The sequence below is a fragment of the Bradyrhizobium sp. 138 genome (genome assembly GCF_023074075.1).
In the GTDB taxonomy this organism is placed as follows: Bacteria; Pseudomonadota; Alphaproteobacteria; order Rhizobiales; family Xanthobacteraceae; genus Bradyrhizobium.
The window spans coordinates 122102-140463 of the sequence record NZ_JADPKT010000007.1; the positions used below are offsets into that span (position 1 = coordinate 122102).

An 18362-nucleotide genomic window follows, 5' to 3' on the forward strand; every position below is an offset into this window, starting at 1 on the left:
CCTCAGGTGGTGAGCACGATCTCGGTGTGCTCGACCTCCGGGGGCGCGGCAAAATACTGGCCGACGAGGCCGCGCCATTCGGTGAAATTCTCCGAGCCGCGGAAATCGACGGTGTGGTTTTCCAGCGTGGCCCATTTCACCATCAGCCGGTAGCGCTGCGGTTTCTCGATCGACTTGTGCAGCTCGAAGCCGTGAAAGCCCTTGGAGCGGCCGAAAGCGGCCTTGGCTTTGGCGACGGCGGCCTCAAAATCCTTCTCGCTGCCCGGCTTGACGTCGATTTGCGCGATCTCGGTGATCATGGTTTTCCACCCGTTTTTGTTCGATCGGCGTGTCTAGCGCAGCCGACGAAAAAGAAAAAGGCGCCGAAACGGCGCCCTGGTCGGCTCAAAAATGCAGGTCTCTCAGACCAGCAGCAGCACCGTGCCCGCCACGATGAGGGCGCAACCGACGAACATGACGAGCGGCCAAGTGCTGCGGCGGCTTTGCGTGTAGCGCCCCTGCGCGCGGCGCTCGGTGATCAGCGCGCTCTCATATTCATCTGCGGTCGAGAACAGACAGGCGAAACCGCTGCGAGCCGAAGTCGCAGCGGCTTCGAGCGACATCAGGGCAGCCTGCGGGTTCTGTCGACGGATCGATTCCATGACCGCAATGGTAGGGATCGAATGGTAAACAGAGCATTACCGCAAAGCCGCCTTGCGTCTCAGGCGGTGGCCGGCCGCACCTGCGGCGCACCGATCCGCGCGGCGCTCTGGCGGCGCCAGTTCTCCAGCGACAGCGGCAGCTCCTCCGCCGCCTCGACGCGGTTACGGCCGCCGCGCTTGGCCTGGTAGAGCGCGGTGTCGGCCGAAGCCAGCAGCACTTCGAGCTCGGTGCCGGCGGGCCCGCCGGCGACGCCGATGCTGACGGTGGTATCGACCGGGCCCTCGTCGACCACGACGCCGGAGGTCTCGAATGCCTCGCGCACGCGCTCGGCGACCAGCACGCCCTCCTCCAGCGAACACGGCAGGAGCGCTGCGAATTCCTCGCCGCCGATGCGGCCCGACAGGTCGGAGATGCGCAAATTACTGACGACGACGGTCGAGAACAGTTTCAGCATCTCGTCGCCGGCAGGATGGCCGAAGCGGTCGTTGATCGACTTGAAGTGGTCGATGTCGAAGATCATCACGGTGACGGGACGTCCGGCCTTGGCCTCACGCTCGATGACCCGCGAGCAGGCCTCGGAGAAGCCGCGGCGGTTGAGCATGCCGGTGAGCGGGTCGGTGGAAGCTGCGGTCCGGTGCGCGGTGACGGTGCGCTCGGACACCAGCATGAAGATCACGAAGACGGTGCCGACGGCATAGAGCACGAGCTCGACCGCGAACACGGTGACCCAGATGCTCGAGGAGAAGCCGGCATCGTGCGGACGCAGGAAGCTGCCGATCAGGATCGGCAGCATCAAGACGCAGCCATGAATCACCGGCACTACGAAGGCCGGCCAACGCCGTTGCACGCTCTTGCGCCGCTCGGTCCAGAGCTCGCTCGCGGTCAGCGCCGCATAGACCGAGACGATGCCGGCGCCGACGATCATGCGCAGCATGGACGCTGCGGGATCGAGCAGCGTGACGGCGGCGGCCCAGGCGAGTGCGCCGAGCACCAGGCCGGGCCAGTTCGGCTTGCGGCCGTGGAAGACGCGCGCCGCGTTCCACACCATGCCGCAGGCAACGAAGCCGACGGCATTTAACGCGAGATAGAGATGCGGACCGAGCTTGTCGCCGGCCGCGGTCCATAACGCGACGGAGGCGGCACCGAGCAGATAGGCGGTGCCCCACCATTTCAATGCAGGGCTGTTCTCCTGCCTGCCGAAAAACACCATCATGGCGCCGAGCAATGCGGCAACCATGGTGGCGACCAAATAGAGCGTGATGCTATCGAGCGACATCATGTCGGCCCCCTCTAGATATAGCAGTTACGCGACCGGCCCAGCCGGTTTGCGCGCCCTTCCGAATGCGACGCTAGGTCGGCCGGGTTCCATTCAGGTTTTCGCGCGCGCCTAAGTTTTCGGGAAACACGCCATCAATTTGCGTACAAACGAACAGCAAAAAGGGCGCTGAAATCAGCGCCCTTTTGCATCTCATTGAAGCCGCTTTCGCGGCGAATGCGACCGAAGCGATTAACGCTTCGAGAACTGGAAGGACCGGCGGGCCTTGGCCTTGCCGTACTTCTTGCGCTCGACCACGCGCGAGTCGCGGGTCAGGAAGCCGCCCTTCTTGAGCACGGAGCGCAGCTCCGGCTCGAAATAGGTCAGCGCCTTGGAGATGCCGTGACGGACCGCACCGGCCTGGCCGGACAGGCCACCGCCGGCAACCGTGCAGATCACGTCGTACTGGCCGGAACGCGCGGCCACGGAGAACGGCTGCTCGATCATCATGCGCAGCACGGGACGGGCGAAATAGACCTCGACCTCGCGCGAGTTGACGGTGACCTTGCCGGCGCCCGGCTTGATCCACACGCGGGCGACCGCGTCCTTGCGCTTGCCGGTGGCATAGGCGCGGTTGAACTTGTCGACCTTCTTCTCGTGCTTGGGCGCGTCGGGCGCCGCCGCCGTCTTGAGCTGCGAGAGCTGGTCGAGCGACTGGATGGATTCGGCCATGTTATGCGGCCCTCGTGTTCTTGCGGTTCAACTTGGCGATGTCGATCTTCTCGGGCTGCTGCGCCTCGTGCGGATGATCGGCCCCGCCATAGACACGCAAATTGCCCATCTGCACGCGGCCGAGCGGGCCACGCGGGATCATGCGCTCGACGGCCTTCTCGAGCACGCGCTCGGGATGCTTGCCTTCGAGGATCTGGCGCGCGGTGCGCTCCTTGACGTGGCCGACATAGCCGGTGTGCTTGTAATAGGTCTTCTGCTCGCGCTTGCGACCGGTGAGGACCGCATGCTGCGCGTTGATGATGATGACGTTGTCGCCGCAATCAACGTGCGGGGTGTAGGTCGGGAGGTGCTTGCCGCGCAGGCGCATGGCGACGATGGTGGCGAGACGGCCGACGACCAGACCCTTGGCGTCGATCAGCACCCACTTCTTCGTCACCTCAGCCGGCTTTGCCGAAAAGGTTTTCATGTCAGAGTTTCCGTGGACGGGGAGCATCGGCGCGAACACCGCACCGGACTGCGCGGCTTTCTAGAGAAGAGAGGCGCTACGGTCAATGCCAACAGATGGAATTTATATTCGCAATATCAATAGCTTAAAAATATGGTGCGATATTACCTGCAAAAAGCTCAAATAGTTGGAATGGAATAGGTCGAGGTGACATGAGCGATCGGATCGGGCGAGGTGCCGGACAACAGCTTCACCTCCCCCACCGCCAGCCGCTTGCCGAGCTTGAGCAGCCGCGCCTCTGCCAGCACGTCCTGGCCGGGCTGGCCCTTGCGCAGGAAGTTGATGTTGAGATTGGTGGTCACGGCGAGCCCGATCGGCCCGATTGCGGACAGGAGCACCACGTACATGGCGAAATCGGCGAGCGCCATCAGCGTCGGGCCGGACACGGTTCCGCCCGGCCGCAGCATCCTTTCGCTGTAGCGCTGGCGCAGAAGGCAGGTCTGGCCGTCCGCGCTTTCAATTGTAATGTCGTCGCCGCTGAAGGCCTGGGGAAACTCGTGACGGAGGAATTTCTCCAGCTCCGCCACGCTCATTTTCGCTGATGCCATGCTGTTCCCCACCCTCGCTTCACGTCCCCTGTTACATTAAGTTATCTGCGTCATCCAAATGCAATAATCCAACGGAAACGCTTCGATGTCCGGCCAGGCCGCCCGCGCCCCCTCCCCGCAACCACCGATCCTGCTGCGCGAGACCGCAGGCCCCATCGCCATCCTCACGCTCAACCGACCGGCCGCGCGCAACAGTCTGTCGGAAGCGATGATTGCAAGCCTGCATGCCGAGCTCAATGAGATCCGCGACGACAAGGCGGTCCGCGGCGTCGTGATTGCGGCCAACGGCCCCGCCTTCTCCGCCGGCCATGACATGAAGGAGCTCACCGCGCGCCGCACCGATCCCGATCGCGGCCGTGCCTTCTTCGCCGAGATGATGACCGCCTGCAGCGCGATGATGCAGGCGATCGTGCACCTGCCAAAGCCGGTGGTTGCTGCCGTCCAGGGCATCGCGACCGCAGCCGGCTGCCAGTTAGTCGCAAGCTGTGATCTTGCGATCGCATCGGAGGACGCGAAGTTCGCCACACCGGGCGTCGACATCGGCCTGTTCTGCTCGACCCCGATGGTGGCGCTCTCGCGCAACGTTCCGCGCAAGCAGGCGATGGAGATGCTGCTGACCGGCGAGCCTGTCACGGCCGAGCGAGCCCGCGAAATCGGCCTCATCAACCGCGTGGTGCCCGCCGGCACCGAACTCGGTGCCGCGATCGAGCTCGCGCAGCAGGTCGCGCTGAAATCCGCCTACACCGTCAAGCTCGGCAAGGAGGCGTTCTATCGCCAGGCCGAGATGAGCCTTGCGGACGCCTATCGTTATGCGGCCGAGGTGATGACCGAGAACATGATGGCGCGCGACGCCGAGGAAGGCATCGGCGCGTTCATCGAGAAGCGCACGCCGACATGGCGGGATGAGTAGTTAACTCCTCATCCTGAGGAGCCGCGGAACGCGGCGTCTCGAAGGATAGAGGCCCGACTGTGGCTTCATGGTTCGAGACGCGCGTGCCGCGCTCCTCACCATGAGGGTCCGAGAAAGAACAAGATGAACCACGACGCCTATCCCGACAATTACATCCGCGGCATCCTCAACAGCGTGAAGTCGATCGCGATGGTCGGCGCCTCGCCGGTCAATGTACGGCCGAGCTATTTTGCGTTCAAATATCTGGCGCAGCGCGGCTACGACATGATCCCGGTCAACCCCGGCCATGTCGGCAAAGAGCTGCTCGGAAAGCCTTTCGTCGCCTCGCTCGCAGATATCGACCGTCCCATCGACATGATCGACATCTTTCGCAATTCCAGCCACATCATGCCTGTCGTCGAGGAGGCGCTCACGCTCGATCCGCTGCCGAAGGTGATCTGGATGCAGCTCGGGGCACGTGATGACGCCGCGGCGGCGAAGGCGGAATCGGTCGGTATCAAGGTGGTGATGAACCGCTGCCCCAAGATCGAATATGGCCGCCTGTCGTCCGAAATTTCCTGGATGGGCGTGAACTCGCGCACGCTCAGCTCCAAGCGGGCGCCGGCACCGACGCAAGGCATGCGCCTCTCCCTCAATCGGATGAGCGTCGGCGGTGGCGACACTGCCGCCTCCGATCGCGCCGCCAAAAACAAGACTGAGCAAAGCTGACGCAAGCGCGAAGGATTCGTTTCGCGAACGCGACAATGCGTAGCACGATCATGCCCAAATGGCATTGATGTGAAGCGGCGCCTTGACGGCGAGCACCGCGCCCATCAGCATGCCGCGCGATTTCAGACCAAGAGCACAGGACGCCTCAATGAGCGATCGCCTTCCGGGATTTTCAACCCTCGCCGTGCATGCCGGTGCGCAGCCCGACCCCACCACCGGCGCGCGCGCGACTCCGATCTATCAAACGACCTCGTTCGTCTTCAACGACGCGGATCACGCCGCCTCGCTGTTCGGCCTGCAGGCATTCGGCAACATCTATACCCGCATCGGCAATCCCACCAACGCGGTGCTGGAAGAGCGCGTTGCCGCGCTCGAAGGCGGCACGGCCGCGCTTGCGGTGGCCTCGGGCCATGCCGCGCAGGTCGTGATATTGCAGCAACTGCTCCAGCCCGGCGACGAGTTCATCGCAGCGCGAAAACTCTATGGCGGCTCGATCAACCAGTTCACGCATGCCTTCAAAAGCTTCGGCTGGAATGTGGTGTGGGCCGACCCCGACGACATCGCAAGCTTCGAGCGCGCGGTGACGCCGCGCACGAAGGCGATCTTCATCGAGTCGATCGCCAACCCTGCCGGCAGCATCACCGACATCGAGGCGATCTCGACGGTGGCGCGCAAGGCGGGCGTGCCGCTGATCGTCGACAACACGCTGGCCTCGCCCTATCTGATCCGCCCGATCGACCACGGCGCCGACATCGTCGTGCACTCGCTGACGAAATTTCTGGGCGGCCACGGCAATTCGCTCGGCGGCATCATTGTCGATGCCGGCACCTTCGACTGGTCGACGGGCGGCAAATACCCGATGCTGTCGGAGCCGCGGCCCGAATATCACGGCATCCGCCTGCAGGAGACGTTTGGCAATTTCGCCTTCGCGATCGCCTGCCGCGTGCTCGGCCTGCGCGACCTCGGTCCTGCACTGTCACCATTCAACGCCTTCATGATCCTGACCGGCATCGAGACGCTGCCGCTGCGCATGCAGAAGCACTGCGACAACGCCAAGGCCGTCGCCGAATTCCTCGCCGGACATCCGGCGGTGGCCTCGGTGAGCTATGCCGGCCTGCCGAGCGACAAGTACCACCAGCTCGCGCGCAAATACGCGCCGAAGGGCGCGGGCGCCGTGTTCACCTTCAGCCTGAAGGGCGGCTATGACGCCGGCGTTAATTTGGTGTCGAAGCTGCAGCTGTTTTCGCACCTCGCCAATGTCGGCGACACCCGCTCGCTCGTGATCCACCCCGCCTCGACCACGCACAGCCAGCTCGACGACGCCGCCAAGGTGAAGTCCGGTGCCGGCCCCGACGTGGTGCGGCTCTCGATCGGCATCGAGGACAAGGAAGATCTGATCGCGGATCTGGAACAGGCGCTGGGCGCGTAGTTGGCAGTCATTCCGGGATGGTCCGAAGGACCAGACCCGGAATCTCGAGATTCCGGGTTAGGTGCTTCGCACCGCCCCGGAATGACCGGCCCCAGTTAACAGTCATTAACCATATCTGCCGCATAGATCGTCGTTGGATCGCCCCTTTGATTCGGAGCCGACGATGTTGCGCTGGATGGTGCCTGCCCTTGCGGCCATGCTGACGGTCTCGGCTGCCGTTGCCGCCGACTTGCCGGCCACACCGAAGCGGCGCGCCGTCGCGCCGGACCCGCCGAAGGTCTATGTCGAAACCGATCCGGATGCGTTGATCTCGCCGGCCTATGGCATCGGCAGCTACATTCGCAACCTGCCGGGCACACCGCTGCTGCCGGGCTCCCACACGTTGCCGGGCTACTACGGCCGCCCCTGGAGCTACGATTATCAGGGCGCGTATTACGGCGGGAAGCAGGTCGATTATTTCTGGCGCCTGCCCTACGCGTGCGGCATCTACGGCTATTGCTGATCTGATCAGCCGGCTGATGGTGATCAGCCGGCCTGACCGACCGGAACCACGCGCGGCTGCGCGTGCGTCTGCTGACGCGCAGCAAGCCGCTCGACCTGAACCACAGCAAGCGTCAAGACCACGATCGCGACTGCCTGGTGCGACAGCGCGAGATCAATCGGCACCTGGTTGAGCAGCGTCAGAATGCCGAGCACCGCCTGCAGACCCACCGCGGCGAGCAGCCACAGCGCCCCGCCCGCTGCTGCGCCTGCGCGCGCGCGCACCGCGTCGATCGCGTGCAGCAGCGCCAGCACGAACAGCGCATAGGCGGTCATGCGGTGCTCGAACTGCACCGTCAGGACATTGTCGAACATGTTGCGCCACCACGGCGTCTCGAACCACAGCCGCTCGGCCGACGGGATAAACGCGCCGTCGATCTGCGGCCAGGTGTTGTAGGCGCGCCCGGCGCGCAGACCCGCGACCAGCGCACCGAAATAGATCTGCACGAACGTCAGGACGAGCAGCAGCGCGCTCGTGAACCGCAGCCGCGCTGATGCAGCGATCTGCGGCCGCTGCTTGAGCCGCCGCACCGTCCAGACGATGCCGGCGAAGATCAGCAGCGCGAGCAGCAGATGCGTCGCCAGCCGATATTGCGAGACCTCGACCCGTTCCGTGAGGCCCGAGGCGACCATCCACCAGCCGACCGCGCCCTGAAGACCGCCAAGCGCGAACAGCAGCCACAGCCGGCGCTTCAATTCGCCCGACAGGCCGCCACGCCATAGGAAGAACAGGAACGGCAGGAGATAGGCGACGCCGATGAAGCGGCCGAGCAACCGGTGGCTCCACTCCCACCAGAAGATCTGCTTGAACTCGGACAGGCTCATGCCCGTATTGAGCTCGCGATATTGCGGGATCTTCTTGTAGGCCTCGAACGCCTCGGTCCACTGCGCCTCCGACAGCGGCGGCACGCTGCCCGTGACCGGCTTCCATTCGACGATCGAGAGGCCGGATTCCGTCAGCCGCGTCGCGCCGCCCACCAGCACCATCAACGCAATCAGCGCGGCGACGGTGATCAGCCACCAGCGCACGGCACGATGCGGGTTGTTTGGAACGGGATTCGTCGCCATTTCAGGAGCTAAAACCAGGGCTTGAACCGGATTGCGTGCCCCTTATAGTCCCCCGCTCCCGCAGCGCAAGTTACGCGAAAGCCGCTAAGCCCAGCCATGACGATCCGCACCCGCAAGTTCCTCGGCGCCATCCTGCTCCTGGTGCTGGCCACGGTCTGGGCCCTGCTCGGCATGGCCGCGGCGCAGATGCCCTGGATTGCCGAATCCGGCTGGCGGCAGGCGATCTATTACGTCGTGGTCGGCATGGGCTGGGTGCTGCCGGCGATGCCGATCGTGAGCTGGATGCAGCGGCCCGACCGCGCCAAATCCAGTTCGTAGCGTCTCTAGCTCGCAGCGCTGCCGGTCGGTTTCACCGGTGCAAAAGCAACACCCGACACCAGCACGCGCAACATGCGCAGCGAGCGCACGCGACCGTCCCAGGCGATCCGCGGCAGTGCGCGCAGATTGGTCCGCCCCTCCGCATCCACGATGCCCGGGATCGTCGACACCGCGCTGGCAAAGCCGGCCTCCTCCGCCATGACGACATGGCTGCGCCGGAACGAGGTGCGATCACCGAACGGAAAGGCAAGATGGCGGATCTCGCGCCTGAAAGCCGCTTCGGCGACCGCCTTGCCCATCGTCATCTCGCGCAGCGCGGCGGCGTCCTTCATGTTGGCGAGGATCGGATAGTTCACGGTGCCGCTGCCGATCGTGACGAGCGGGTCCGCCGCCAGCTTCGCCAGATCCTCCCAATCCATCGACGCCTGCCGCGAGAGCGCGGCGAGGTCGATCCGATAGCGCGTGCAGAGGTCGGCGATCGCCGCCGACAGATCGGCCGGCGGCAGCGTCTGCAGCCAGCTCTCGAGATGCGAAAACAGCGCCCGCTTCCCGGCAACATCAATGACTGTGAAGCGCTGCTCCTTCTCCCCCATCATCAGGCTGATACGGCTCTCGCGCGCGATCACCTGCTCGAGTCCGAGCCACCAGGCCTGTCCGACGCCGTCGGGAAAGGCGGTGGGCACGTAGATGGTGAAGGGCACGGCGTGATGCGTCAGCACCGGGTAAGCAAAATCGATCAGATCCTTGTTGGCACCGTCGAAGGTGAGTGCCACGAAGCGTCGCTGCTCCGGCAACGTCACCGCACGCCGGCAGACCTCGTCCATGCCGAGAAAATCGTATTTCCAGCGCTTGAGCGCGCGAATGGCGCGGTCGAGAAACTGTGGCGTGATCTCATGCGCGCGCAGCGGCTGAAACCCGCCGCGCTGCCGCGGGCGCACCCGCGCAAAGCGCAGGATGGCGCCGGCACCGCGGCTGCCTAGCGCGGCCCGGCCGGTGAACCAGGTCAGCTCGAGGCGCAGCCGTTCCAGCCATCTGTCGTCGGATGCCAATATCCCACCCTTCGCGCCCGCCGGCGCCTGTTCCCTCTCCCATTGTCCTTACCCTTTGTTGACATTTCTTTGCAAAGGTCGGCCACAGGCCGATTGACGTATATTTCTGTTTTCTCGACAGGTTTCGCGAATGACCATGGCTGCGGCGATGCAAAGCCGGACGGCAGAAGCGCCAGCGCGGTCGAAAGCAAGCCGTATCGCGCATGTCGATATCGTCACCGATCTCGGCGCCGCCGAGACGGTCTGGCGCGCCTTCGAGGAGCCCGGCCATCTCTTCACGCCCTATCAGCGGTTCGATCTGCTGAGCCCCTGGCAGCGACTGGTCGGCGAGCGCGAGGGCGCGCGCCCCTTCGTGGTGATCGGCCGCGACGCCGATCAAAAGCCGCTCGTGCTGCTGCCGCTCTCGCTGCGCCAGGGCCACGGCGTGCGCACCGCCTGCTTCATGGGCGGCAAGCATACGACCTTCAACATGGGCCTGTGGAACGCCGAATGCGCTGCGCAAACCGCTGCCGCTGATCTCGAGGCTCTGCTTGCGCCGCTCCGCGAGCACATCGACGTGCTCGCGCTGACGCAGCAGCCGCTGCGCTGGCACGACCAGCAGAACCCGTTTGCATCGCTGCCGCGGCAGAGCGCGATCAACGGCTGCCCGCAGCTTGTGATGGAGCCGGGCGGCCCGCCGGCTTCGCGGATCAGCAATTCCTTCCGCCGCCGCCTCAAGAGCAAGGAAAAGAAGCTCCAGGCGCTCCCCGGCTATCGCTATCACCTTGCTACGTCAGACGCAGACGTCACCCGCCTGCTCGACTGGTTCTTCCGCGTCAAGCCGGCGCGGATGGCGGAACAGAAGCTCCCGAACGTCTTCGCCGAGCCCGGCGTCGAACAGTTCGTCCGCAGCGCCTGCCATGCGCCGCGCGGTGAAGGCCGCGTCATCGACATCCACGCGCTCGAATGCGACGACGAGGTGATCGCGATCTTCGCAGGCGTCGCCGACGGCCAGCGCTTCTCGATGATGTTCAACACCTATACGATGTCCGAGCACGCCCGCTACAGTCCCGGCCTGATCCTGATGCGGTACATCATCGATCGCTACGGCGAGCGCGGCTATCGCTCGCTCGACCTCGGCATCGGTTCGGACGATTACAAGCGGATGTTCTGCAAGGACGACGAAGAGATCTTCGACAGCTTCGTCCCGCTGACGTCGCGCGGAAAACTCGCGGCGATGGCGATGTCCTCGCTCAGCCACGGCAAGCGGCTGGTGAAGCAGAACCAGATGCTGTTCGATTTGGCACGCCGGCTGCGACAGGCGTTCGGGTAAAAGCTCTCCGCGAACGTCGATATCGTAGGGTGGGCAAAGCGAAGCGTGCCCACGTCTTTCATTACTGTAGCGGATTGGAGGTGGGCACGGCGCAAGCGCGCCTTTGCCCACCCTACGAAACCGAGTGCGCGGAGAGATAATCCTACGCCGCCACCACGCGCGGCGCGTCCGTCGAATTCGACGCCTGCACCGGCTTGCTCAGCATGGTCACCTCGCTGAAGCCGACCGCTCTCAGCTGCTCGCACATCAGCGTGCGCGCATCCGGCGCCATCGACGCATCGGGCACCACGACGGCGCGGGCATGCGCCGTCAACAGCTCGGCCGGAAGATCCGAGGCGCTGCCGGCATCGATCAGCACGTGATCATAGGCGCGCAGCAGCGCGTCGATGGCGAGCGTCACTCGCGGCGATTGCAAGAGGCTACGGTCGAAGCCGGGACGGCCGGCCATGACGAGATGCAACCGCGACAGCTTGTCCCGGGTGATCACTTGCGCGAACGACGCCTCGCCCTGCATCAGCTCGGCAAGGCCGCAAGCCGAAGCATCGACCGACACCGCGGCGATCGTCGGCGAGGACGCGGCGAGGTCGACCACGACGACGCGCGCCTCGCGCGCCAGATGCCGGGCGAGCGTCAGCGTCGACAGCGTGATGGCTTCGCCTGAGGCGGTGCCGAGCACGGTGACCTTCTTCGCCGCGCTGCCTGCGGCACGCAGGCCGTCGGCGAGACGCTCGATCTCGGTGAATTCGGTGACGTCCCCATCGCTCGTCATCTCCGGCTGGAGCGGCGCGGGCTCTGCCAAAGCGGGATCGATGCCGGGATCAATAACGGGAGCGACGGCCGGCTGGACCTGCACGTCTCGGCGCGCCGGCGCCTGCGCCGGGCGGACCGCCGCCACCGCGCGCGGCGCGGTCTGGCGCAATAGCTCGCCGGTGACGACGACGCCGGACGACAGCAGCAGCGTCGCGATCGTCGCGATCAGCACGATCGGCAGCTTCTTCGGATAGGCCGGCGTGTTCGAGACGATGGCGCGTGAAATGATGCGGCCGTCGGTCGGTGCCGTGTCGATGGTCTCGCGGGTGTTGGCCTCGCGGTACTTGGCCAGATAAGTCTCGAGCAGATCGCGCTGCGCCTTGGCCTCGCGCTCCAGCGCGCGAAGCTGGACGTCCTGGCCGTTGGTGGACGCCGCCTGCTTCTTGAGTTGCTCGAGGCTAACGGTCAGGCCATCGACCCGGCCGCTGGCGATCCTTGCGTCGCTTTCGAGCGAGCGCGAGATCTTGGCCGCTTCGTCGCGAATCTGGTTGTCGAGGTCACCAAGCTGGGCCTTCAGCTCCTTGATCCGCGGGTGATTTCCGAGCAACGTGGACGATTGCTCGGCGAGCTGCGCGCGCAACGTCACCCTCTGCTCCGACAGTCGGCGCATCAATTCCGAGTTCACGACCTCGGATGCCTCGATCGGCTTACCGCTCTGGAGCATTTCCTTGATCAACCGCGCCTTGGACTCCGCGTCGGCCTTCATCGAGCGTGCATTGTTGAGCTGGGTGTTGACTTCACCCATCTGCTGGTTCGACAGCGTCGTGTTGTTGGTACCGATGAAGAGCGACGACTTGGAACGGAAGTCCTCGACCTTGGCCTCGGCGTCGGAAACCTTCTTGCGCAGATTCTCGATCTCGCCCGCGAGCCACTGGCTGGCGTTCTTGGCCTGCTCTTGGCGCACGCCCTGCTGCAGCACGAGATAGCCGTCGGCGATCGAATTGGCGACGCGGGCGGCAAGCTCGGGATCGGCGGACTGGAATTCGATCACGATCACACGCGACTTGTCGACGGCGTAGGCCTGGAGGCGCTCGTAATAGGAATCGAGCACGCGTTCTTCCGGCGTCATCGAGAACGGATCGCGGCCAATACCGATCATCGCCGCCAGCGACTTCAATGGCGAGATGCCTTGCAGCACCGGATCGAATTCGGGGCGCTCGGCAAGCTTGTTCTTCCTGATGATCTCGCGCGCGAGATCGCGCGACAGCACCAATTGCACCTGGCTGGTGACGGCCTCGGCGTCGAGCGCCTGGCGCTCCTCGGTGCGGTCGCTGCTCGGGCGCAGGAACACGTTCTCGCGGCCATCGATGAGGATGCGCGATTCGGACTTGTAGCGCGGCGTGACGAGATTGACGACGGCAAGGGATGCGACGAGCGCCAGCACCGTCGGCACGATGATCCAGCCACGCCGGCGCGCCAATGCCGCGCCGAGCGCGTGCAGGTCGATGTCGCCGGATTCGATCTGTGGCTGCTTGGTGAGGACGGCGGCAGGCTTAACCTCGACCTCGGCTTCAACCCTGGTTTCAACCTTGCGTTCAACCTTGGGCGCGGTGTCGGCTTTGGGCTTTGAAACAGCCCGCGCAACCACCGCCTGGTCCTTGCCGGCACGCCAAAACGCTAAACGCATCGAACACTCCCGCAGGGGCAACGCCACTAAGCTACCTCAACCCCGGCGATTACACTCCATTAAGGTTGCCGCTGGGTTAATCGCGACGACAGGTGATCGCCGCGCTCGCGCTCGTCACCGTTTGTTAACCACGAGGGCTCTTAATCCGTCGCGATATTTCGTCGAATTGTTCGATATCCGTCGTCGAGCGCTGGTTTTGATCATGCCCCCCTCACCCGACCGGCCGCTTCGTATCCTCCACGCCGTGCGCGCACCCGTTGGCGGCATCTTCCGCCACATCCTCGACGTCGCCAACGGCCAGGTCGACCGCGGCCATCACGTCGGCATTCTCGCCGACAGCCTCACCGGCGGCGAGCGCGCCGACAAGGCCCTTGCCGAACTCGCGCCGCGGCTGAAACTCGGTGTGCACCGGCTCGCGATCCGCCGTGAACCCTCGCCCGACGATGTCCTGGTGTGGCTTCGCATGCGGCGCCTGATTGCCACGCTCAAGCCCGACGTCATGCACGGCCACGGCGCCAAGGCCGGCGCCTTCATCCGCATGCGGCGGCGTTCCGACGACACCATCCGCATCTACACCCCGCATGGTGGCTCGCTGCATTATCCGCTCAACACCTTCAAGGGCGAGTTTTACGCGCGGCTCGAGCGGACGCTGATGGATGCGACCGATCTGTTTCTGTTCGAAAGCGCATTCGCCCGCGACACCTATCAACGCATCGTCGGCACGCCCAAGGGCGTGGTGCATTGCGTGTTCAACGGTGTCACGCCGGAGGAGTTCGAGCCTGTCGTGACCGCCGACGATGCCACCGACCTCTGCTATGTCGGCGAGTTCCGGCACATCAAGGGCGCGGATCTCCTGGTCGATGCGGTGGCACGCCTGCACGAGGGCGGCAAGAAGGTCACGCTGACGCTCGGCGGCGACGGCGAGGAAACGGCGGCGCTCAAGGCGCAGGTCGAGGAGCTCGGCCTCACCAATGCCATCCGCTTCATCGGTCACGTCAAGGCACGCTACGGCTTTTCCAAAGGGCGGCTGCTGGTCGTTCCCTCGCGCGGTGATTCCATGCCCTATGTCGTGATCGAGGCCGGCGCCGCCGGCATTCCCATGATCGCATCCCGCATCGGCGGCATCCCCGAGATCTTCGGCTCCGACAGTCCGGCCCTGTTCGCGCCGAGCAATTCCGAGGCCATGGCCGAGGCGATTGCGGCCGCCCTCAACAATCCCCAAACAACGGCGCAGCGCGCGGTCACCTTGCGCGAACGCATCTCGGCGCATTTCTCGCAAGCGGCGATGGTCGACGGCGTGATCGCCGGCTATCGCGACGCGTTTGCCAATCATTAACCATCCTTAAACCCGCTTTAGAAAATCTTCCGATTTGTTCGATAATCGAAGGGCCAGGGGATGCTCGCCCGGGCGCGCAAGGCCGTGCCGTGGGCTTTGGAATGGACGTGGACACCCGTGGAACCGCTCAACGCACGCTCGATGCTCGACGCCGCGGCCAGCGCTGCGGCGAAGCCCGCTGACCAGCCCTTCGTCGAGCGCCGCCGCCGGCTGTCGCCCGCGGCGCTCGACGTCGTCAACCAGAAGGTCGCCCGCGCCTATTCGCCGATCGTGATCGCCGGCTTCGTGCGCCTCGCAGACTTCGCGCTGCTGAGCCTCGTCGGTGTCGCGCTCTATCTCGGCTATGTGATGCCGCTCTCCGGCTTCAGCTGGGTCTATCCCGCCGAGGTCATCGCCGTGGCGGTCGCCACCGTCGTTTGCTTCCAGGCCGCCGACATCTATCAGGTGCAGCTGTTCCGCGGCCAGCTGCGGCAGATGACACGAATGATCTCGTCCTGGTCGTTCGTCTTCCTGCTGTTCATCGGCATCTCGTTCTTCGCCAAATACGGCAGCGAAATCTCGCGGCTTTGGCTTGCCGCCTTCTACTTCCTCGGGCTTGCCGCGCTGATCGCCGAGCGTCTGGTGCTGCGCTCGCTGGTGCGCGGCTGGGCGCGCCAGGGCCGGCTCGACCGCCGCACCATCATCGTCGGCTCCGACAGCAATGGCGAGCAGCTGGTCGAAGCCCTGAAGGCGCAGGAGGATTCCGACATCCACGTGCTCGGCGTGTTCGACGACCGCAATGACAGCCGCGCGCTCGACACCTGCGCCGGCGCGCGCAAGCTCGGCAAGGTCGACGACATCGTCGAATTCGCCCGCCGCACCCGTGTCGATCTCGTGCTGTTCGCGTTGCCGATCTCGGCGGAGACGCGCATCCTGGAGATGCTGAAGAAGCTCTGGGTGCTGCCGGTCGACATCCGCCTCTCCGCGCACACCAACAAGCTGCGCTTCCGGCCTCGCTCCTATTCCTATCTCGGCGAGGTGCCGACGCTCGACGTGTTCGAGGCGCCGATCACCGACTGGGACCTCGTGATGAAATGGCTGTTCGACCGCGTGGTCGGCAGCCTCGCCCTGCTCGCGGCCCTGCCGGTGATGGGCCTCGTCGCGCTCGCGGTGAGGCTCGACAGCCCCGGCCCGGTGCTGTTCCGCCAGAAGCGCTTCGGCTTCAACAACGAGCGCATCGACGTCTACAAATTCCGCTCGATGTACCACCATCAGGCCGACCCCACGGCGTCGAAGGTCGTGACCAAGAACGATCCGCGCGTCACCCGCGTCGGCCGCTTCATCCGCAAGACCAGCCTCGACGAGCTGCCGCAGCTCTTCAATGTGGTGTTCGCCGGCAATCTCTCGCTGGTCGGTCCGCGTCCGCACGCGGTGCAAGGCAAGCTGCAGAGCCGGCTGTTCGACGAGGCCGTCGACGGCTATTTCGCCCGCCATCGCGTCAAGCCTGGAATCACCGGCTGGGCCCAGATCAACGGCTGGCGCGGCGAGATCGACAACGAAGAGAAGATCCAGAAGCGCGTCGAGTTCGACCTCTATTACATCGAGAACTGGTCGGTGCTGTTCGACCTCTTCATTCTCCTGAAGACGCCGATCTCGCTGCTGACCAAGAACGAGAACGCGTATTGAGTTTCCGTCATGCCCCGGTCGAGCCGGGCGATGACAGCGCATTGTAGCGTACGAGCAGCGTGAGCGTGTGATGGCGTATGCGGCGACAGCCGGTGAAGTGAAGTTGGCCGCATCGGCTGCGCCCGGCGTGCTGGCGCTGCAGCGCGCGCTGGTGTGGCTGGTCGGCGCCTCCGGCGCGGTCGTCTTCATCGAGCCGAGCCCCTACGAGATCGTGACGCTGCTCGCCGCCGTGATGTTCTTCGCCACCGGCCTGCGCTTACGGCTCGCGCTGATGCCGCTGGTGGCGCTGCTGATCCTGCTCAATGTCGGTTACACGATCAGCGCGATCCCGCTGTTCGACAAGTCCGAGGTGGTGAGCTGGATCGCGACCTCCTGGTACATGGCGGTGACCGTGGTGTTCTTCGCCATGGTCATGTCCGAGGATACGCTGGCCAGGCTCGACATGCTCCGCCGCGGCCTCGTGGTCGGCGCGATGGTCGCCTCGGTGCTGGCGGTCGCCGGCTATTTCCACCTGGTTCCCGGCGGCAACGACCTCCTCACGCTGTACGGGCGCGCGCGCGGCACGTTCAAGGATCCGAACGTGCTCGGCGCCTTTCTGATCCTGCCCGCGTTGTTCGCGCTTCAGAGCGTGGTTTCGGACAAGCTCGGCAAAGCCTTTCGCCACGTCCTCGCCTTCGGCATCATGTCGCTGGCGATCCTGCTCGCCTTCTCCCGTGCCGCCTGGGGCGGGCTGGTGCTGACCTCCGCCTTCATGCTGGCGCTGATGGTGCTGACCAGCCGCACCAACGCGCAGCGCTCGCGCATCATCATCATGGCGATCGTCGCCGCGGTGCTGGGGCTGGCGCTGATCGCGGTGCTGCTGTCGTTCGATTCCACCGCCGAGATGTTCAAGCAGCGCGCAAGCTTCGACCAGAGCTACGACGAGGGACGCTTCGGCCGGTTCGGCCGGCATATCCTCGGCGCGGAGATGGCGCTCGACCTGCCGTTCGGCATCGGGCCGCTGCAATTCCACCGGTTCTTCCCCGAGGACACCCACAACTCCTATCTCAACGCCTTCATGTCCGGCGGCTGGCTGGCCGGCGTGTGCTATCCTGCGCTGGTCCTCACCACCGTCATCATGGGCTTCCGGCACGTCTTCGTCCGTGTGCCCTGGCAGCGCGCTTATCTCGCCGTATTCGCCGCCTTCGTCGGCACCGTCGGCGAATGCCTGGTGATCGACACCGACCACTGGCGACACTTCTGGATGATGCTGGGCGTGATGTGGGGCATGATCGCGGCCGCACAGATCTACAGGATCAGGGCTGGCGAGGACGCGTCTTCAGCTTGAGAGCCGGACGCTTCTCCGGCGGCGTGTCGAGCAGGCCCTTCAGTGCCTCCGTCGCCGCGAGCACACCCTTGTAGCCCTCATTGGCGAAACGCAGCAGCAGCCGCAACTCCTCGTCGGAATAACCAACGAAGACCCTCTCCATCGCCTGCTGCATCGGCACGTAGAACTGGCCGATCTTCATCGCCGCCTCCGGCACGACCGCAATGAAGACCTTGCGGCGGTCTTTCTCGTCGCGCTCGCGGCGCACCAGGCCGGCCTTTTCGAGCCGGTCGACCACGCCGGTGATGGCACCCGTCGTGAGGCCCGTGACCTCGGCGAGGCGGCCGGCGGTCACGCGGCCTTCGAGGTACAGGATGTCCATGCATTCAAGGTCGGAATTGGCAATTCCGGCAACGTTCGCAACGGTCTGGCCATAAAGCACACCCTGCGCCGACGACCGGCGCATCGCCTCCTCCAGTTCCTGCAACAGCGCCGTGCGCGCCTTCGTCCTTGACAAGGTCGGCCTCATATCTTAGGCGATATATATCTTAGCCACTAAGAGATTTAGTGGCCGTAATTTCTCCTAGCACCACGGAAACGTC

The 18362-nt window shown here is 64.8% G+C and carries 19 protein-coding genes; 9 read left to right on the forward strand and 10 right to left on the reverse strand.

Annotated features, from left to right (window positions below; genetic code table 11):
- Nucleotides 1–2: 2 nt before the first annotated feature.
- From IVA79_RS04925 to IVA79_RS04950, 6 genes are all read right to left on the reverse strand, one after another.
- Entirely contained in the window at nucleotides 3–299 is a 297-nt protein-coding gene (locus tag IVA79_RS04925) for an antibiotic biosynthesis monooxygenase family protein (RefSeq protein ID WP_247550739.1), read from the reverse strand.
- A 102-nt stretch (nucleotides 300–401) separates the two neighbouring features.
- Nucleotides 402–641 carry a hypothetical protein gene (locus IVA79_RS04930; protein ID WP_247550740.1) on the reverse strand — a complete coding sequence of 80 codons (240 nt, stop codon included), beginning with the start codon at nucleotides 639–641 and terminating at the stop codon, nucleotides 402–404.
- Between the two features lie 59 nt (nucleotides 642–700).
- Nucleotides 701–1921 (reverse strand): GGDEF domain-containing protein, encoded by a 1221-nt coding sequence (locus IVA79_RS04935; protein WP_247550741.1) that lies wholly within the window; start codon nucleotides 1919–1921, stop codon nucleotides 701–703.
- 228 nt (nucleotides 1922–2149) lie between these two features.
- The gene (gene rpsI / locus IVA79_RS04940; RefSeq protein ID WP_008547917.1) at nucleotides 2150–2629 is read right to left on the reverse strand and encodes a 30S ribosomal protein S9; all 480 of its coding nucleotides are present in this window, start codon (nucleotides 2627–2629) and stop codon (nucleotides 2150–2152) included.
- A gap of 1 nt (nucleotide 2630) precedes the next feature.
- On the reverse strand, nucleotides 2631–3095 hold the full coding sequence (gene rplM / locus IVA79_RS04945) for a 50S ribosomal protein L13 (RefSeq protein WP_011087726.1): 465 nt from the start codon (nucleotides 3093–3095) through the stop codon (nucleotides 2631–2633).
- 158 nt (nucleotides 3096–3253) lie between these two features.
- Nucleotides 3254–3682, reverse strand: a complete 429-nt coding sequence (locus IVA79_RS04950) for a PaaI family thioesterase (RefSeq protein ID WP_247550742.1) — start codon at nucleotides 3680–3682, stop codon at nucleotides 3254–3256.
- Between the two features lie 85 nt (nucleotides 3683–3767).
- Between IVA79_RS04950 and IVA79_RS04955 the strand changes: the two genes are divergently transcribed.
- The 4 genes from IVA79_RS04955 (at nucleotide 3768) to IVA79_RS04970 (ending at nucleotide 7231) form a co-directional block, all read left to right on the forward strand.
- A complete protein-coding gene (locus IVA79_RS04955; protein WP_247550743.1) occupies nucleotides 3768–4592 on the forward strand; it encodes an enoyl-CoA hydratase in 825 nt (274 codons plus the stop codon).
- Nucleotides 4593–4715: 123 nt separating this feature from the next.
- On the forward strand, nucleotides 4716–5300 hold the full coding sequence (locus tag IVA79_RS04960; protein ID WP_247550744.1) for a CoA-binding protein: 585 nt from the start codon (nucleotides 4716–4718) through the stop codon (nucleotides 5298–5300).
- Nucleotides 5301–5448: 148 nt separating this feature from the next.
- Entirely contained in the window at nucleotides 5449–6729 is a 1281-nt protein-coding gene (locus IVA79_RS04965) for an O-acetylhomoserine aminocarboxypropyltransferase (protein ID WP_247550745.1), read from the forward strand.
- 163 nt (nucleotides 6730–6892) lie between these two features.
- Complete coding sequence (locus tag IVA79_RS04970) at nucleotides 6893–7231, forward strand: hypothetical protein (protein WP_247550746.1); 339 nt, start codon at nucleotides 6893–6895, stop codon at nucleotides 7229–7231.
- 23 nt (nucleotides 7232–7254) lie between these two features.
- On the opposite strand, the gene IVA79_RS04975 is transcribed toward IVA79_RS04970, so the two are convergent.
- Nucleotides 7255–8337: a COX15/CtaA family protein gene (locus IVA79_RS04975; RefSeq protein ID WP_247550747.1), complete on the reverse strand. Its 1083-nt coding sequence runs from the start codon at nucleotides 8335–8337 to the stop codon at nucleotides 7255–7257.
- A gap of 96 nt (nucleotides 8338–8433) precedes the next feature.
- Here IVA79_RS04975 and IVA79_RS04980 point away from each other — a divergent pair, with 96 nt between their 5' ends.
- Entirely contained in the window at nucleotides 8434–8655 is a 222-nt protein-coding gene (locus IVA79_RS04980) for a DUF2842 domain-containing protein (RefSeq protein WP_045003154.1), read from the forward strand.
- A gap of 5 nt (nucleotides 8656–8660) precedes the next feature.
- On the opposite strand, the gene IVA79_RS04985 is transcribed toward IVA79_RS04980, so the two are convergent.
- A complete protein-coding gene (locus IVA79_RS04985) occupies nucleotides 8661–9704 on the reverse strand; it encodes a polysaccharide deacetylase family protein (protein WP_247550748.1) in 1044 nt (347 codons plus the stop codon).
- A 130-nt stretch (nucleotides 9705–9834) separates the two neighbouring features.
- Here IVA79_RS04985 and IVA79_RS04990 point away from each other — a divergent pair, with 130 nt between their 5' ends.
- Nucleotides 9835–11016, forward strand: coding sequence for a GNAT family N-acetyltransferase (locus tag IVA79_RS04990; RefSeq protein WP_247550749.1), 1182 nt, complete (start codon nucleotides 9835–9837; stop codon nucleotides 11014–11016).
- Nucleotides 11017–11158: 142 nt separating this feature from the next.
- Here the strand turns inward: IVA79_RS04990 and IVA79_RS04995 are convergent, their stop codons facing one another.
- Complete coding sequence (locus IVA79_RS04995; RefSeq protein WP_247550750.1) at nucleotides 11159–13453, reverse strand: exopolysaccharide transport family protein; 2295 nt, start codon at nucleotides 13451–13453, stop codon at nucleotides 11159–11161.
- 202 nt (nucleotides 13454–13655) lie between these two features.
- Between IVA79_RS04995 and IVA79_RS05000 the strand changes: the two genes are divergently transcribed.
- The 3 genes from IVA79_RS05000 (at nucleotide 13656) to IVA79_RS05010 (ending at nucleotide 17781) form a co-directional block, all read left to right on the forward strand.
- On the forward strand, nucleotides 13656–14789 hold the full coding sequence (locus tag IVA79_RS05000; protein WP_247550751.1) for a glycosyltransferase family 4 protein: 1134 nt from the start codon (nucleotides 13656–13658) through the stop codon (nucleotides 14787–14789).
- Nucleotides 14790–14906: 117 nt separating this feature from the next.
- On the forward strand, nucleotides 14907–16454 hold the full coding sequence (locus tag IVA79_RS05005; protein ID WP_247550752.1) for an undecaprenyl-phosphate glucose phosphotransferase: 1548 nt from the start codon (nucleotides 14907–14909) through the stop codon (nucleotides 16452–16454).
- A 70-nt stretch (nucleotides 16455–16524) separates the two neighbouring features.
- On the forward strand, nucleotides 16525–17781 hold the full coding sequence (locus IVA79_RS05010; RefSeq protein ID WP_247550753.1) for an O-antigen ligase family protein: 1257 nt from the start codon (nucleotides 16525–16527) through the stop codon (nucleotides 17779–17781).
- Here the strand turns inward: IVA79_RS05010 and IVA79_RS05015 are convergent.
- Nucleotides 17750–18226 (reverse strand): MarR family transcriptional regulator, encoded by a 477-nt coding sequence (locus IVA79_RS05015; protein WP_247551420.1) that lies wholly within the window; start codon nucleotides 18224–18226, stop codon nucleotides 17750–17752. The two genes, IVA79_RS05010 and IVA79_RS05015, sit on opposite strands and share 32 nt — an antisense overlap.
- Nucleotides 18227–18362: the final 136 nt, after the last annotated feature.

What these genes read in the sequence shown, in the direction of transcription:
- IVA79_RS04925 (WP_247550739.1), bottom strand. Translation starts at nt 299, where the DNA reads ATGATCACCGAGATCGCGCAAATCGACGTCAAGCCGGGCAGCGAGAAG.
- rplM (WP_011087726.1), bottom strand. Translation starts at nt 3,095, where the DNA reads ATGAAAACCTTTTCGGCAAAGCCGGCTGAGGTGACGAAGAAGTGGGTG.
- IVA79_RS05010 (WP_247550753.1), top strand. Translation starts at nt 16,525, where the DNA reads ATGGCGTATGCGGCGACAGCCGGTGAAGTGAAGTTGGCCGCATCGGCT.
- rpsI (WP_008547917.1), bottom strand. Translation starts at nt 2,629, where the DNA reads ATGGCCGAATCCATCCAGTCGCTCGACCAGCTCTCGCAGCTCAAGACG.
- IVA79_RS04930 (WP_247550740.1), bottom strand. Translation starts at nt 641, where the DNA reads ATGGAATCGATCCGTCGACAGAACCCGCAGGCTGCCCTGATGTCGCTC.
- IVA79_RS05015 (WP_247551420.1), bottom strand. Translation starts at nt 18,226, where the DNA reads ATGCGCCGGTCGTCGGCGCAGGGTGTGCTTTATGGCCAGACCGTTGCG.
- IVA79_RS04955 (WP_247550743.1), top strand. Translation starts at nt 3,768, where the DNA reads ATGTCCGGCCAGGCCGCCCGCGCCCCCTCCCCGCAACCACCGATCCTG.
- IVA79_RS04975 (WP_247550747.1), bottom strand. Translation starts at nt 8,337, where the DNA reads ATGGCGACGAATCCCGTTCCAAACAACCCGCATCGTGCCGTGCGCTGG.
- IVA79_RS04960 (WP_247550744.1), top strand. Translation starts at nt 4,716, where the DNA reads ATGAACCACGACGCCTATCCCGACAATTACATCCGCGGCATCCTCAAC.
- IVA79_RS04965 (WP_247550745.1), top strand. Translation starts at nt 5,449, where the DNA reads ATGAGCGATCGCCTTCCGGGATTTTCAACCCTCGCCGTGCATGCCGGT.
- IVA79_RS05000 (WP_247550751.1), top strand. Translation starts at nt 13,656, where the DNA reads ATGCCCCCCTCACCCGACCGGCCGCTTCGTATCCTCCACGCCGTGCGC.
- IVA79_RS04980 (WP_045003154.1), top strand. Translation starts at nt 8,434, where the DNA reads ATGACGATCCGCACCCGCAAGTTCCTCGGCGCCATCCTGCTCCTGGTG.
- IVA79_RS04990 (WP_247550749.1), top strand. Translation starts at nt 9,835, where the DNA reads ATGACCATGGCTGCGGCGATGCAAAGCCGGACGGCAGAAGCGCCAGCG.
- IVA79_RS04950 (WP_247550742.1), bottom strand. Translation starts at nt 3,682, where the DNA reads ATGGCATCAGCGAAAATGAGCGTGGCGGAGCTGGAGAAATTCCTCCGT.
- IVA79_RS04970 (WP_247550746.1), top strand. Translation starts at nt 6,893, where the DNA reads ATGTTGCGCTGGATGGTGCCTGCCCTTGCGGCCATGCTGACGGTCTCG.
- IVA79_RS04995 (WP_247550750.1), bottom strand. Translation starts at nt 13,453, where the DNA reads ATGCGTTTAGCGTTTTGGCGTGCCGGCAAGGACCAGGCGGTGGTTGCG.
- IVA79_RS04935 (WP_247550741.1), bottom strand. Translation starts at nt 1,921, where the DNA reads ATGATGTCGCTCGATAGCATCACGCTCTATTTGGTCGCCACCATGGTT.